Below are 13,481 nucleotides of genomic sequence, written 5' to 3'. Positions count from 1 at the left end.
CGTATCGCTCCGCTCGTTGGTTTTGAAGTCGACGATTTGTTTCTCGTATTCCCTGATCTTCCGCTCGATCAATGCGACAATCTTTTCCCGACCGGGATAGTGACGGCGCGGACGACTCTTGGCCGCGGTTCAAAATTGCGGGGCGAACGATAAATGCAGGCTGATATACTTCCGTTTCCCTGCTTTGGTTAATCTCAGCATCAGAGGATGCTTCCCGTTAGCGAGTGTGAGGTGTATAACACGACTCCGACCGTTGTAGTCATGTCGATTTCCGGTTTACACTTTCGTTTACAAAATCCTTTCAAAATACCCCGAAATCCACCCGAAACAACAATAAAAAACGACCTGTCGTTTCCGACAAGCCGTTTGCAATCAGTGACTCCGACAGGATTCAAACCTGTAACCTCTTGATCCGTAGTCAAGTGCTCTATTCAGTTAAGCTACGGAGCCTTTCCCTTTTGCGAGTGCAAAGATAAGCAAAAAATTATTCCTTACAAATTTTTTCCTCAAGAACTTATGAAAACCCCGGAAATCGGGAACATTCATTTCAATACGGGGAACGGACTCCCGCATTAATTCGCAGGGGCGGAGTTTTCGGAAGCGGCAGCGCTTTTTGAAGGCTGCGGCACCAGCAATTCCCCCAACTTCTGCAAAAGCGCGCTTCCCATCAGGTTACGGGCCAGGATCGTCCCATCCGGGCCAATCAACACGTTCGACGGAATCGAACGAACCCCGTAGGTTTCGGCTGCGGCGCTCTCCCAGAATTTCAGGGTGCCAACCTGCGGCCAATCCATTTTAAACATTTTGATGCCGTCCAGCCACGCCTTTCTGTTTTTGTCGAGCGATACCGCGTAAATCTCGAAACCTTTCGAATGAAATTCTTTATAAGCCGTCACGAGGTTGGGAATCTCCGCACGGCAAGGCGGACACCACGAAGCCCAGAAATCGAGCAACACGTATTTTCCCTCGCCGACAAACCGCGACAACGGCAACTCCATCCCAGCCGTATCCGGAACCGAAATATCGACATATTTTTGCCCCGGTTCGGTTCTCGCCAGCGCAGCGGCCATCTTTTCGAGCAGCTCCGCATAAACCGAAGCGCTGGCCGGCGGGGTCAGCCCGTCCAGCGCCTGACGGATCTCCTTCGCAGACATCTCGTACGAAAGGCCGCGAAACAGCACATAAGCCGCCGCCACGCTGCCGGAATGCTTCCGGACGAATACCCGGCCGAGACTATCCCTTTGTTTCTCCAGATCGAAGGCGATCCGCGTACTGGACAGCTTCACCGAATCGCTGTCCAGCAATTTCGCGACGGAATCGGCCTGCCCGAGGAACTGCCGGTAAAGGTCTTCCGTCGCCGAACCCGTCACCCGGATATCCTGCGGCCGGTCGGCCGCGCCGACGATCCGGATCATCGGGCTATTTTCGAGGAAAAACCGCACCAACGGAACGTCCGGAGTTTCGACGGCGGCAAAAATCGGCACCGCGCAGTCGCCCGAAAATTCGAACGCCCCGTTTTTTACTTCGGCCGAGTCGATCACCCGCGGCAGCTTGCCTTCGAATACGGTCAGGTATACTTTTCCGGCAACGCCGGCGATCTCGCCGGCGATCCGATAACCGGTCTGCTGTTTCGGCTGCGCGCACGAACACAACACGGCCGCAGCTACGATCGATGAAATCAAATATTTTTTCATATGCTTTCGGAATTATTCCGTTCTACAATCACTTTTTGACCCGTTCCGGATGATCGGAAATAAAACGCTCCCAACTTACGGAAGCGGGACCGCCGCCGAGCGCCTTTTTCCGACAGCGACTTTCGAGCGTCGGCACCGGAGCGGACTGGAAAAAGTGGCAAACGGCGACGGCGAGTCCGTCGGTCGCGTCGAGACGCCGCGGCAGCTCCTCCAATCGCAGCAGTTTTTTGAGAATTATCGCGACCTGTTCCTTCGACGCGGCGCCCTGACCGGTAATCGCCTGCTTGATCCGGCGCGGGGCGTATTCCGACACCGTCACGCCACGGCTCAGCGCGGCGGCCATCGCCACTCCCTGCGCCCGTCCCAGCTTCAGCATACTCTGTACGTTTTCGCCGAAAAACGGCGATTCGAGCGCCACTTCGTCCGGACGGTACTGGTCGATCAGCGCCCCGACCCGCTCGAAAATATACTTCAGCTTTTGGTACGGATCGCCGATCCGGTGCAGGTCGATATCGCCCAGCACGATGCACGAGAGCGCATTGCCCTCGGTACGGATCACGCCGTAACCGGTCGTGTTGGTTCCGGGGTCGATGCCCATAATCACCCTGCCGTCCACCGAACGATCCTCCGCAATTATTCTGCCGAAAGCTGCGCTTTCAGTTTTTCAAGTTCTTTTTCGAGCTGTCTCACCTTATAACTCAGATCGGGCAGGTTGCGGAACACGGCGTGCGAACGGTGGTATTTGATACCGGGCATCGCCGGGTTCCCCATGTAAGTCTCCCCGTCGGGAATGCTGTTCGAAATCCCCGACTTGGAAGCCAATTTCACGCCGTCGCCGACGGTCAGATGTCCGGCGATGCCGACCTGTCCGCCCAGCATACACCCGGCGCCCACTTTCGACGAACCCGCTACGCCGACCTGCGACGCGGCCACCGTATTGGCCCCGACCGTCACATTGTGGCCGATCTGGATCAGGTTGTCGAGTTTGACGCCCTTATGAATCACGGTCGAACCCATCGTAGCGCGATCGATACAAGTATTGGCTCCGATCTCGACATCGTCCTCGATCCGCACGTTGCCGATTTGCGGAATTTTGTGGAATTCGCCCTTTTCGTCCGGGGCGAAACCGAAACCGTCGGCGCCGATCACCGATCCGGCGTGGATCGTCACATTGTTGCCGATAACGCAGGCTTCGTAAATCCTGACGCCCGGATACAGCGTCACGTTGTCGCCGAGCCGCACCCCGTCGCCGAGATATACCTGCGGATATATTTTGCAATTCTTACCGGTCTTTACGCCCTGTTCGATCACCGCATAGGCGCCGATGTAAGCCCCCTCTCCGACCGCGGCGGACGGATCGACCGACGCCAGCGGACTGACACCCGTCTTCTGAGGTTTGTTGGCGACATAAAGTTCGAGCAACTTCGCAAAGCACGAATAGGCATCCTCTACCTTCACCATCGTCGCCGCTACCGGAGCCGTCGGCTCGAACGATCTGTTGACAATCACGATGCTCGCCTGGGTATCGTAGATATAGTGTTCGTACTTCGGGTTCGACAAAAAAGCGAGAGTTCCGGGTTTGCCCTCCTCGATCTTGGCCAGCGAGGTGACGACGGCTTTCGGATCGCCAACGATTTCCCCGCCGAGGAAACCGGCGATGAGTTCCGCAGTAAATTCCATATTTTCCAGTATTTTATCGGTTCAAACAATTACATATAATTCTTAATATCGATGTTTTCCGGCATCAGCGGGGTCGGGTCGCCGCCGAAAGCGAGCAGCTCGCGAATCACGCTCGACGAGATGGCCACGTAATCGGCCGGGGTGAACAGCAGCACGGTGTTGATCTCCGGAAACAGCGCCCGGTTGACCTGCATGATGTTCCGCTCGTACTCGAAATCGACCGTATTGCGCAACCCTCGGAGAATCGTCTTGACACCCAACTGTCGGCACAACTGCCCGGTCAGCTCGGTGTAGATCCGCACCTCGATCCGCGGTTCGCCGCGGTACAGGTCGCGGATCAGTCGCGCCCTGTTGTCGGGGGTCAGCAACCCCGCCTTCTCGCTGTTGACGCCGATGGCGATCACGATGCGGTCGAAAAGTTCGAGCCCCTGATCTACGACGAATTTATGTCCCAACGTAAAGGGATCGAACGACCCCGGGAAAAGTGCAGTTCCTTTCATAAACCGTTTTTTTGCGCATCCTTTTCCGATGCAAGATACGTATCTTTTCGAAACCCGCAAACAGCGAAGGCTGCCTCTCGCGGGGCAGCCTCTCGTTCCTGCGGGTATTTACCCGATTAACACAGCTTGGCGAAAAGTTTCCGGAAACCGGTCTCCTCGGCGATCATGCCGGACAGATCGGCAATCGCGACGCGTTGCTGTTCCATCGAATCGCGGTGCCGCACGGTCACCGTCTTGTCTTCGAGCGTCCGGTGGTCGACCGTAATGCAGAACGGGGTTCCGATCGCATCCTGACGACGGTAACGCTTGCCGATACTGTCTTTCTCGTCGTACTGTACGTTGAAATCGCATTTGAGCGCATGTTGTATATCGCGGGCCACTTCGGGCAAACCGTCCTTTTTGACCAGCGGCAGCACGGCGGCCTTGACCGGAGCCAGCGCCGCCGGAATATGCATCACGATACGGCTCTCGCCGCCTTCGAGCTGCTGCTCCTCGTACGAAGCGGACAGCACCTGCAACACCATCCGGTCGACGCCGATCGACGTTTCGACCACGTAAGGCACATAACTTTCGCCGGTCTCGGTATCGAAATACTGAATCTTCTTGCCGGAGAACTTCTGATGGTTGCCAAGGTCGAAATCGGTGCGCGAATGGATTCCCTCCACCTCTTTGAATCCGAACGGAAATTCGTATTCGACGTCGGTCGCGGCATTGGCATAGTGGGCCAGCTTGTCGTGGTCGTGGAAACGGTAGTGCTCGTCGCCGAAACCGAGCGCGCGGTGCCAACTCATGCGCGTCGCCTTCCACTTTTTGAACCACTCGAGTTCCTCGCCGGGACGCACGAAAAACTGCATCTCCATCTGTTCGAACTCGCGCATACGAAAAATGAACTGCCGAGCGACGATCTCGTTGCGGAACGCCTTACCGATCTGTGCGATCCCGAACGGAATTTTCATCCGGCCGGTCTTCTGCACGTTCAGGAAATTGACGAAAATACCCTGTGCCGTTTCGGGCCGCAGGTAGATCGTGTTGGCGCCCTCGCTGACCGACCCCATCTTCGTTTCGAACATCAGGTTGAACTGGCGCACTTCCGTCCAATTGCGCGTACCGGAGATCGGACAAACGATCTCGCTATCGACGATGATCTGGCGCAGTTCTTCCAGGTTGTTGTCGTTCAGCGCGGCGACCATCCGGCTGTGCACGGCGTCGCGTTTGGCCTTGTGTTCGATTACGCGCGGGTTCGTCTCGAGAAATTTCGCCTCGTCGAACGCTTCGCCGAAACGCTTACGGGCCTTTTCGACCTCTTTGGCGATCTTCTCGTCCTGTTTGGCGATGAAATCCTCGATCAGCACGTCGGCGCGGTAACGCTTCTTCGAATCGCGATTGTCGATCAGCGGATCGTTGAACGCCCCGACATGTCCCGACGCTTCCCATATCTTCGGGTGCATGAAGATCGCCGAGTCGATCCCGACGATATTGTCGTGCAGCCGCACCATCGACTCCCACCAGTAACGCTTGATGTTGTTTTTCAACTCCACGCCTTGCTGCCCGTAATCGTATACGGCGCTCAGACCGTCGTATATTTCGCTCGACGGGAAAATAAACCCGTACTCCTTGCTGTGAGCAACCAGCTTTTTAAAAAGTTCTTCCTGTGTCATTATCGTAAATGGATTATTTTTTCATCGGTTTATTCCGCCTGCTTTTCGACCAGGCAGAGCGATCCGTCGGCCTTCTCTTCCACCCGGAAAAAGCGCGGACGCTCGTCGGGCGGCACGTTCGGCCGGTGGATGCTCAGCAACAGTTCTCCGTCGAACGTACGGAACAACATTCCGTGCCCTCCGTCGCGCGCGAAGAGCGCCTCGGGCATCTGCAACCACGGCCCGGCAACCTCGCCGCTCTGCGAACGGGCCACCCCGATCGCGTACCCACGGTCGCCGAACGACGACCACAGCATCAGCAGTTCGCCTTTCCGGTTCCGGTATAGGAACGGTCCGTCGGTCACGTAATTGCCCGGCGTATGCGGCCTGACCCACGGCGCGGACGACGCGCGGAACAGCGTCGCCGGTTTTCCGACGGCTTTCTTCAGGTCGCGGCTCAACCGGACGGCTTCCACCGTTCCGTCGCCCAATTGCGTCCATTCGTGGCAGAAAACCATCCACGGATTCCCCTTCCCATCGACGTACAGCGTCCCGTCGAGCGCCTGCCACGTTCGCGGCGTCAAGCGTCCCTTGCTGTGCTCGCGAAAAGGGCCTTTCGGACTGTCCGCAACGAAAACAGCCGTTCCGAGCAGACTGTCTGCCGCACCGCGCACCGTCGCGAACAAATAATATTTGCCCTTATAAGCATGGCACTCGGCCGCCCAGAAACATTGATCGCCCCAAAAATCAGGAGTCCGCTGAAAAATTGCGCGGGGCCCCTGCCAAGTCTCCAGATCGCGGCTCGAAAAAACGTCGAACCCGTCTCCGCGGGTCGTCCCGTACATATAGTAAGTCCCGTCCGACGAATCGGCCAGCACGAACGGGTCGCGGATATGCACCCCGTCGGTCGGAATGCCCGCCGGCAAAACGTTCCCGTCCTGCGCATACAAACTGCCGAACGACAGCAATGCGAACAGCCATACCGGAAAACCTGGTTTCTTCATATCAAAAAAAGAGTCGGTTAAATTTAAACATACGGAGTGCAAGTATATGTTTTTATTCGGAGATTTCCAAAAGAAGTTCTCCGCAAGAAATATTGCATCCGACTATATATAAGAGATTTAACGGACAAATACGAATAAAAAAGAAACTGCCGGCGAAAAGCGGAAACGTCCGTGCGGCAACGCCGGGCTGCAAACGGCCTTTCACGATTTATCTTCTCTCTTCAAACGATAGCGGACGCCGCAATCGAGGATAAAATCCAGGATGTCTTTAAAAGTAGCTTCCACCTCGGAAGGTACAAATACGTTCGAAGCTTCGCCGTACCGTTTAAAAATGATTGCCGGCAAATCGGTCAACGAAACGTTCAGACGCCGGGCCATTCCCATCGCGTCGCGCTTATCGACGGTCGCATAAACCTTGTAAGCATAGTCCGGCTCGTCGTAATCGTCGTGTTCGAGCAACACGACCAAACTTTTGTCGTCATCGAAACCGACGACGACGGACGACCATATCGGAAAATCGTCATGCGACTCCACTATAACTTCCTGTAACGTCATCATACGCTCATCTTCTTTTTTAAACCGATACCCTTAATTGCATTTTCACGCGTCTTTCGTCCGCCTCGCGGTTTCCTTATTGCGATCGCAGCGGGATCGTCCGGAAAACACATAATCTCCAGAATGCAAAACAAAGATAAGTTTTTTTCTTAACTTTGCACAGAATAACGCGCGTTTCATGCCGTCTGTCGCCCGCTAGTCCGTCTGCGGATCAAGCTATAAACCAGCCGGATATCTACCAGGGAATCACCAAACGCCCCCGGGAGAGTCCCATGGAAACGTTGCGGGCAAGGCGGCCGGACGCAGCAATCGGATCATTCAACGGATTATCGTCGCATATGGGGAGAATACTGGCTATCGATTACGGACGCAAACGGACGGGCCTTGCCGTGACCGACCCGTTGCAGATCATCGCCAACGCCCTCGACACCGTTCCGACCCATACGCTGATGGACTACGTCAAGAGCTACGCCGCGGCCAACGCGGTGGACGCGATCGTAATCGGCATGCCGCTGCAGATGGACGGGTTGCCGTCGGAGTCCTATACCTACATCCGCCCGTTCGTCGAGAAGCTGCGCAAAGAGATGCCTGCGATGCGGATCGAACTGTTCGACGAGCGGTTCACCTCGAGGCTGGCGCTACGGGCGATGATCGACGGCGGCGTTCCGAAAAAACGCCGCCGCGAGGACAAAGGGCTGGTCGACCGCATCAGCGCAACGATCATCCTGCAAGGATACCTCGATTCGCGGGACAATCATTTAACAAATAAATAACACAATAGAAGATGAAAAAGATCAGAGCAGCCATCGTCGGATATGGCAACATTGGAAAATACGTCCTCGAGGCGTTGCAGGCGGCCGAAGACTTCGAAATCGCCGGTATCATTCGCCGCGACGCCGCGAACGTGCCCGAAGAACTGAAAAACTATACGGTAGCCACCGAAATCGAATCGCTCGGCAAAGTCGACGTGGCGATCCTCTGCACGCCGAGCCGCAGCGTACAGAGCTTCGCGCTGAAATTGCTCGAGAAAGGGATCAACACGGTGGACAGTTTCGACATCCATACGCAGGTCGCCGAACAGCACGCGACGCTCGGCAAGGCGGCCGCGCAGCACGGCGCCGTTTCGATCATGTCGGCCGGCTGGGACCCGGGCAGCGACTCGGTGGTGCGCGCTCTGCTCGAAGCCTGCGCCCCGAAAGGGATTACTTACACGAACTTCGGCCCCGGCATGAGCATGGGTCACACCGTAGCCGTCAAGGCGATCGACGGGGTTAAAGCCGCGTTGTCGATGACGATTCCGACCGGGACGGGCATTCACCGGAGGATGGTTTACATCGAGCTGAAAGAGGGCTACGATTTCGACAAGGTGGCCGACGCGATCAAAAAAGACGCCTATTTCGTACACGACGAGACGCACGTGATGCGGGTGCAGAGCGTGGACGCGCTGCTGGACATGGGACATGGCGTCAACCTGACGCGCAAGGGCGTTTCGGGCAAAACGCAGAACCAACTGTTCGAATTCAATATGAAGATCAACAATCCGGCGCTTACGGCCCAGATACTGGTCTCCTCGGCGCGGGCTTCTATGTTGCAGAAACCGGGATGCTACACGCTGATCGAAATCCCGATGATCGACCTGCTTCCCGGAGACCGGACGGAACTGATCCGGCATCTGGTATAACAGGATTAAAAACAGCAAACGAACGATATGTTACTTCCGATTTATATTTACGGTTCGGCGGTTTTGCGCAAAGAATCCGAAGACATCGCCAAAGATTATCCGGAACTGGACAAATTTCTCGAAAACCTGTGGGAAACCATGTACGAAGCCGACGGAGTCGGACTGGCCGCCCCGCAGGTGGGCCGCAACATCCGGATCTTCGTGGTCGACGCTTCGGTGAACGCCGACAAGGATCCGAGCCTGGCCGGTTTTAAAAAAGCCTTTATCAACGCGCACATCTACGAACGCTCCGGCGACGCCGTTCCGTTCGACGAAGGATGTTTGAGCCTGCCGGGAATCAACGAACGGGTCGAAAGGCCGTCGCGGATCAGGATCCGCTACGCGGACGAAAATTTCGTTGAGCACGACGAGGAGTTCGAAGGTTTCGCGGCGCGGGTCATCCAGCACGAGTACGACCACCTGGACGGCAAACTGTTCATCGACCACGTGTCGCCGCTGCGCCGAACTCTGCTGAAAAGCAAACTGGCCGCGATGACCAAAGGGAAATACAAAGCGCACTATCCCTGCAAACTGGTGAAAAAATAGTTTCCGCCCGTTTCCGGGATCTCTTTCAGGGCCGTTCGCCGTTTCGGGCGAGCGGCCTTTTTGCATACCGTCTTTCCTCGTCGCTTTCGGCGATGACAGCCAACCGTTTAATCGAATAGGTTTATAAGTTGTTGATAAGTATTCCGCCGAAAATGTTTTCCGTCGAAACGATTCGCTATGTTTGTGAAAACATTCGGTTCTCGATGCCGGGCGTCTCGCCCGGCAGGAGATCAAAAGGGAATCCCGTGAAAGTCGGGAACTATCCCCGTAGCTGTAAGTTCCTGCCAAAGGCCGCGCAAACCCGAATGCCACTGTCGGTTTACCCGATGGGAAGGCGCGCGACCCGGAACAAGTCAGAAGACCTGCCGGATGAATTGCATTGTAGCTTTCGGGTGAAGAGCGATCGAATGTCGGGGCCCTCCGTACGCGGCCCGATATCTTTTATCCTCCCGGAGTTACCATTTTATCTTATTGTTTAACTGTTTAAAATTCAAACAAGATGAATGGACAGACTCATTTACGGCAAATCGTAAAACGGACGGGCGAGATCGCCCCGTTCAGTCCGGAGAAAATCGAACAGGCGATCTTCAAGGCCATGCGGGCCTCCGGTGTGCCGAACCGCAAAGAAGCCCGCCGGCTGTGCAGCGAAGTGGTGGCCTCGCTCGAAAAAAACAGCGCCGAACAGACGCCGCACGTCGAACAGGTGCAGGACGCCGTCGAACAGGCGCTGTACCGTCGCGGCGATTTCGCGCTGCTGAAAAACTACATGCTCTACCGTCGGCAGCACGAACAGCTCCGCGAATCGAAAGAGCTGTTTTCGAACCTCGACGTGATGGACGACTACCTGTCGCAGGACGACTGGCGGGTCAAGGAAAGCGCCAATTCGGCCTACTCGCTGCAAGGCCTCAACCAGCACATTTCGACGATGATTACTTCGCAGTACTGGCTCGGCCGGCTCTATTCCGAAGAGGTCGCCGACGCGCACAAAAGCGGAGCTATGCACATCCACGACTTGGGCTTCCTGAGCGTCTACTGCGTCGGCTGGGATCTGAAAGACCTATTGACGACCGGGTTCAAAGGAGTCGAAGGCAAAGCGCAGAGCGCGCCGGCCCGGCACCTGCGGACAGCGCTCGGACAGATCGTCAACTTCTTCTACACGATGCAGGGCGAAGCGGCCGGCGCGCAGGCTTTCTCGAATTTCGACACCTTCCTCGCGCCCTACGTCCGCTACGACGGGCTCGACTACGCGCAGGTCAAACAGTGCTTGCAGGAATTCCTGTTCAACCTGAACGTTCCGACGCGGGTCGGTTTCCAGACCCCGTTCACGAACATCACGATGGATCTGACCGTCCCCGACTTCCTGAAAAACGAGCCGGTGGTTTGCGGCGGCGAAGTAAAAGAGGAGACCTACGGCGATTTTCAGCCCGAAATGACGCTGCTCAACAAGGCCTTCGCCGAGGTGATGTACGAAGGGGACGCGGCGGGCAGCCTGTTCTCGTTCCCGATCCCGACCTACAACATCACGCCCGATTTCGATTGGGAAAATCCCGATTACGACGGCATCTGGCAGATGACCGCCAAGTACGGCATCCCCTACTTCTCGAACTTCGTCAACTCGGACATGAAACCCGACGACGTGCGCAGCATGTGCTGCCGGCTGCGGCTCGACAAACGGGAACTAATCAAGCGCGGCGGCGGACTGTTCGCGTCGAACCCGCTGACCGGGTCGGTCGGCGTCGTGACGATCAACCTGCCGCGACTCGGTTACGAATCGGGGTCCGAGAAGTCGTTTTTCGAACGGCTGCGCCACCTGATGGAGCTGGCCCGCGAAAGCCTCGAAACCAAACGCAAGGTCATCGAGCGCTACACCGAAAAGGGACTCTATCCCTATTCGAAATTCTACCTGCGCCACATCCACGACCGTTTCGGCTGCTATTGGAAAAACCACTTCTCGACGATCGGCATCAACGGGATGAACGAATGCTGTCTGAACTTCCTCGGCGTCGGAATCGCCACCGAAGAGGGCGCGGCATTCGCCCAAAAAACGATGCGCTTCATGCGGGACGTGCTGGCCGTATTCCAGGAGGAAACCGGCAATATCTACAACCTCGAAGCCACTCCGGCCGAAAGCACCGCCTACCGGTTCGCGATGCTCGATACCAAGCGTTATCCGGATATCATCACGGCGAACCAAGCCGACCGACTGCTGAAAGGCGCCAAGCCTTACTACACCAATTCGACCCACCTGCCGGTAAACTTTACCGACGACCTGTACGAAGCGCTCGAAATGCAGGATCCGCTACAAGCGTTGTACACCGGGGGAACGGTGTTCCACGTCTTCACCGGCGAAAGCGCCGTATCGCCCGCAGCCGCCCGAGACATGGTGCGCCGCGTGACCGGCCGGTTCCGGCTGCCCTACATCACGCTGTCGCCGTCGTTCAGCATCTGTCCTTCGCACGGCTACCTGTCCGGCGAACATTTCGTCTGTCCCAAATGCGGCGGGAAGGCGGAAGTATACAGCCGTATCGTCGGATACATGCGCCCGGTAAGCCAGTGGAACGACGGGAAACGGGAGGAGTTCGCCGACCGCAAGCTGTTCGACCGCCGGATCGTCCACGAAACAGCGATCTGACATGCGAATCGGAGGTTTTGTCAAACAGAGTCTGATCGATTGGGAGGGAGTACTTTCGGCCGTCGTATTCACCAAAGGATGCAATTTCCGGTGCGACTACTGCCACAACCCGTCGCTGGTACTCCCTTCGCTGACCGATCACCTACCCGATCTGTCCGAAACGGTCATTCTCGACTACCTGCGGCGGCGCAGGGAGTGGATCGAAGGAGTCGTCGTAACCGGCGGCGAGCCGACCCTGCACCCCGGACTGACCGGCTTTCTGGAGAGAGTCAAAAGGCTCGGATACCGGATCAAGCTCGATACCAACGGGACGAATACGGAACTATTGTCCGCCCTGATCGACATGGGACTGGTCGACTGCGTGGCCATGGATATCAAAACGATCCCCGACCGCGAACACTACGCGAAAATCTATCCGGCCGTCACCGACCGCCAGATGGACAACGTGCAACGGTCGATCGACCTGCTGCGCAACAGCGGGATCGACTACCGGTTCCGCACGACGCTGATTCCGGGCGTCCACGACGACGCCGTCCGGGAAGAACTTTCGGCCCGATTCGCCGGCGACCCGCTCGTTTTCCAGCAATTCCGCCATACGAGCGGCATCCTGTCGGACTACCCGCCGGAACGGTAACATTCCGCACCATGCACGCCGCCCCGCGCCAATCAGGATTTCTGACTGGCGCGGGGCGGCGGATTTTCCGGAAACGCCTTTATTAGTGAAAACGTCCCTTAAAGACCCTCGAATCGACAGAGGGAAGCACCCTTCCTTCCATCGTAATCCGGTTGCTGCTGTAATTCGGATCGACGGTCACGCTGGCGCGGTCGGCGCCCGGAATCAGCATGATATCGACCCGCGCGGAGATCCCGATCCCCTGAACGTTCATCCCGTAGTAGAGATATCCTTTTTTGTCCGTCCGGACGGTGACATCCGACACGTTTCCGCGCACCGTAATGCCGCCCACGCCGTTCGGCCCGGCCAGCACCGTATTGAAGGCTATCTGCACGAACGCCTCGTCGCCGTCGCGGGAAACGAAATTCGTATTCGAACTGACGCTGGCCGTACGCCCCCGTTTGAAAATAAGCCGGTCGACTTCGACTACGAAAGCGCCGCTTTCCAAAGCCTGCACCGCACCGAGGTGCAACACGCTGTCCATCGCGGCCCGGCGCGCTTTCTCGACCTGTCGGGCCGCTTTGCGGGAATTCGTCTGCGCGGACAATCCGCCGCCCAGCAACGTCAACAAAACGATCAAAACAATCTTTTTCATAACACGCATTATTATTTCGGTATGCCTCTGTTAAAAAAACGCCGCGCGATCCGATCTCCGTATACGGACCGTATAAAATCTACGCAATCTGCATCTTATCCAGCAATTGTCATGCCGGGGCGGTTCCCGTTGCGCCCGGCGGAGGAGATTCGCCCCGCGAAGTGCGGCCGGCGGTCTTCGTTATGACAAATTTACGGCGGAATTGGCAAACATCTTGCATTTTCCGGCAAATTATACGTAATATT

The 13,481-nt window shown here is 56.6% G+C and carries 14 protein-coding genes, 1 tRNA gene and 1 riboswitch; of the genes, 5 read left to right on the top strand and 10 right to left on the bottom strand.

Annotated features, from left to right (window positions below):
- Nucleotides 1-129: 129 nt before the first annotated feature.
- The 9 genes from C1A08_RS13565 to C1A08_RS11875 form a co-directional block, all read right to left on the bottom strand.
- The gene (locus C1A08_RS13565) at nucleotides 130-237 is read right to left on the bottom strand and encodes an Arm DNA-binding domain-containing protein (RefSeq protein ID WP_366465293.1); all 108 of its coding nucleotides are present in this window, start codon (nucleotides 235-237) and stop codon (nucleotides 130-132) included.
- A gap of 139 nt (nucleotides 238-376) precedes the next feature.
- Nucleotides 377-450 (bottom strand) — tRNA-Arg (locus C1A08_RS11910).
- Between the two features lie 122 nt (nucleotides 451-572).
- Nucleotides 573-1,694 carry a TlpA disulfide reductase family protein gene (locus C1A08_RS11905; protein ID WP_101573736.1) on the bottom strand — a complete coding sequence of 374 codons (1,122 nt, stop codon included), beginning with the start codon at nucleotides 1,692-1,694 and terminating at the stop codon, nucleotides 573-575.
- 28 nt (nucleotides 1,695-1,722) lie between these two features.
- Complete coding sequence (gene ruvC / locus C1A08_RS11900; RefSeq protein ID WP_055203606.1) at nucleotides 1,723-2,292, bottom strand: crossover junction endodeoxyribonuclease RuvC; 570 nt, start codon at nucleotides 2,290-2,292, stop codon at nucleotides 1,723-1,725.
- 35 nt (nucleotides 2,293-2,327) lie between these two features.
- Nucleotides 2,328-3,374 (bottom strand): UDP-3-O-(3-hydroxymyristoyl)glucosamine N-acyltransferase, encoded by a 1,047-nt coding sequence (gene lpxD / locus C1A08_RS11895; RefSeq protein WP_055203281.1) that lies wholly within the window; start codon nucleotides 3,372-3,374, stop codon nucleotides 2,328-2,330.
- A gap of 29 nt (nucleotides 3,375-3,403) precedes the next feature.
- On the bottom strand, nucleotides 3,404-3,874 hold the full coding sequence (gene coaD, locus C1A08_RS11890) for a pantetheine-phosphate adenylyltransferase (protein WP_055203279.1): 471 nt from the start codon (nucleotides 3,872-3,874) through the stop codon (nucleotides 3,404-3,406).
- A gap of 116 nt (nucleotides 3,875-3,990) precedes the next feature.
- Entirely contained in the window at nucleotides 3,991-5,532 is a 1,542-nt protein-coding gene (locus C1A08_RS11885; RefSeq protein WP_055203277.1) for a glycine--tRNA ligase, read from the bottom strand.
- A gap of 29 nt (nucleotides 5,533-5,561) precedes the next feature.
- Nucleotides 5,562-6,515, bottom strand: a complete 954-nt coding sequence (locus tag C1A08_RS11880; RefSeq protein WP_101573734.1) for a glycoside hydrolase family 43 protein — start codon at nucleotides 6,513-6,515, stop codon at nucleotides 5,562-5,564.
- Nucleotides 6,516-6,716: 201 nt separating this feature from the next.
- A complete protein-coding gene (locus tag C1A08_RS11875) occupies nucleotides 6,717-7,073 on the bottom strand; it encodes a hypothetical protein (protein WP_101573732.1) in 357 nt (118 codons plus the stop codon).
- 335 nt (nucleotides 7,074-7,408) lie between these two features.
- Here C1A08_RS11875 and ruvX point away from each other — a divergent pair, with 335 nt between their 5' ends.
- The 5 genes from ruvX to C1A08_RS11850 all read left to right on the top strand — a co-directional run bounded on the left by ruvX (nucleotide 7,409) and on the right by C1A08_RS11850 (nucleotide 12,602).
- Nucleotides 7,409-7,843 (top strand): Holliday junction resolvase RuvX, encoded by a 435-nt coding sequence (ruvX, locus tag C1A08_RS11870; protein WP_101573730.1) that lies wholly within the window; start codon nucleotides 7,409-7,411, stop codon nucleotides 7,841-7,843.
- A gap of 11 nt (nucleotides 7,844-7,854) precedes the next feature.
- Nucleotides 7,855-8,751, top strand: a complete 897-nt coding sequence (locus C1A08_RS11865; RefSeq protein ID WP_101573728.1) for a diaminopimelate dehydrogenase — start codon at nucleotides 7,855-7,857, stop codon at nucleotides 8,749-8,751.
- Nucleotides 8,752-8,778: 27 nt separating this feature from the next.
- Nucleotides 8,779-9,336 carry a peptide deformylase gene (gene def / locus C1A08_RS11860; RefSeq protein WP_055203269.1) on the top strand — a complete coding sequence of 186 codons (558 nt, stop codon included), beginning with the start codon at nucleotides 8,779-8,781 and terminating at the stop codon, nucleotides 9,334-9,336.
- Between the two features lie 177 nt (nucleotides 9,337-9,513).
- Nucleotides 9,514-9,720, top strand: a riboswitch (cobalamin riboswitch).
- A gap of 115 nt (nucleotides 9,721-9,835) precedes the next feature.
- Nucleotides 9,836-11,968 (top strand): ribonucleoside triphosphate reductase, encoded by a 2,133-nt coding sequence (locus tag C1A08_RS11855; RefSeq protein WP_101573726.1) that lies wholly within the window; start codon nucleotides 9,836-9,838, stop codon nucleotides 11,966-11,968.
- Nucleotide 11,969: 1 nt separating this feature from the next.
- On the top strand, nucleotides 11,970-12,602 hold the full coding sequence (locus C1A08_RS11850) for an anaerobic ribonucleoside-triphosphate reductase activating protein (RefSeq protein ID WP_101573724.1): 633 nt from the start codon (nucleotides 11,970-11,972) through the stop codon (nucleotides 12,600-12,602).
- Nucleotides 12,603-12,684: 82 nt separating this feature from the next.
- Here C1A08_RS11850 and C1A08_RS11845 read toward each other — a convergent pair whose 3' ends face one another.
- A complete protein-coding gene (locus C1A08_RS11845; protein WP_055203263.1) occupies nucleotides 12,685-13,236 on the bottom strand; it encodes a DUF4251 domain-containing protein in 552 nt (183 codons plus the stop codon).
- Between the last annotated feature and the right edge of the window lie 245 nt (nucleotides 13,237-13,481).

The sequence above is a fragment of the Alistipes sp. cv1 genome, from assembly GCF_900240235.1.
Classification (GTDB): domain Bacteria; phylum Bacteroidota; class Bacteroidia; order Bacteroidales; family Rikenellaceae; genus Alistipes_A; species Alistipes_A hominis.
Note: the sequence above shows the minus strand (reverse complement) of the source record. Positions and strands in the feature narration are given on the sequence as shown.

What these genes read in the sequence shown, in the direction of transcription:
- C1A08_RS11905 (WP_101573736.1), bottom strand. Translation starts at nt 1,694, where the DNA reads ATGAAAAAATATTTGATTTCATCGATCGTAGCTGCGGCCGTGTTGTGT.
- ruvC (WP_055203606.1), bottom strand. Translation starts at nt 2,292, where the DNA reads ATGGGCATCGACCCCGGAACCAACACGACCGGTTACGGCGTGATCCGT.
- lpxD (WP_055203281.1), bottom strand. Translation starts at nt 3,374, where the DNA reads ATGGAATTTACTGCGGAACTCATCGCCGGTTTCCTCGGCGGGGAAATC.
- coaD (WP_055203279.1), bottom strand. Translation starts at nt 3,874, where the DNA reads ATGAAAGGAACTGCACTTTTCCCGGGGTCGTTCGATCCCTTTACGTTG.
- C1A08_RS11885 (WP_055203277.1), bottom strand. Translation starts at nt 5,532, where the DNA reads ATGACACAGGAAGAACTTTTTAAAAAGCTGGTTGCTCACAGCAAGGAG.
- C1A08_RS11880 (WP_101573734.1), bottom strand. Translation starts at nt 6,515, where the DNA reads ATGAAGAAACCAGGTTTTCCGGTATGGCTGTTCGCATTGCTGTCGTTC.
- C1A08_RS11875 (WP_101573732.1), bottom strand. Translation starts at nt 7,073, where the DNA reads ATGATGACGTTACAGGAAGTTATAGTGGAGTCGCATGACGATTTTCCG.
- ruvX (WP_101573730.1), top strand. Translation starts at nt 7,409, where the DNA reads ATGGGGAGAATACTGGCTATCGATTACGGACGCAAACGGACGGGCCTT.
- C1A08_RS11865 (WP_101573728.1), top strand. Translation starts at nt 7,855, where the DNA reads ATGAAAAAGATCAGAGCAGCCATCGTCGGATATGGCAACATTGGAAAA.
- def (WP_055203269.1), top strand. Translation starts at nt 8,779, where the DNA reads ATGTTACTTCCGATTTATATTTACGGTTCGGCGGTTTTGCGCAAAGAA.
- C1A08_RS11855 (WP_101573726.1), top strand. Translation starts at nt 9,836, where the DNA reads ATGAATGGACAGACTCATTTACGGCAAATCGTAAAACGGACGGGCGAG.
- C1A08_RS11850 (WP_101573724.1), top strand. Translation starts at nt 11,970, where the DNA reads ATGCGAATCGGAGGTTTTGTCAAACAGAGTCTGATCGATTGGGAGGGA.
- C1A08_RS11845 (WP_055203263.1), bottom strand. Translation starts at nt 13,236, where the DNA reads ATGAAAAAGATTGTTTTGATCGTTTTGTTGACGTTGCTGGGCGGCGGA.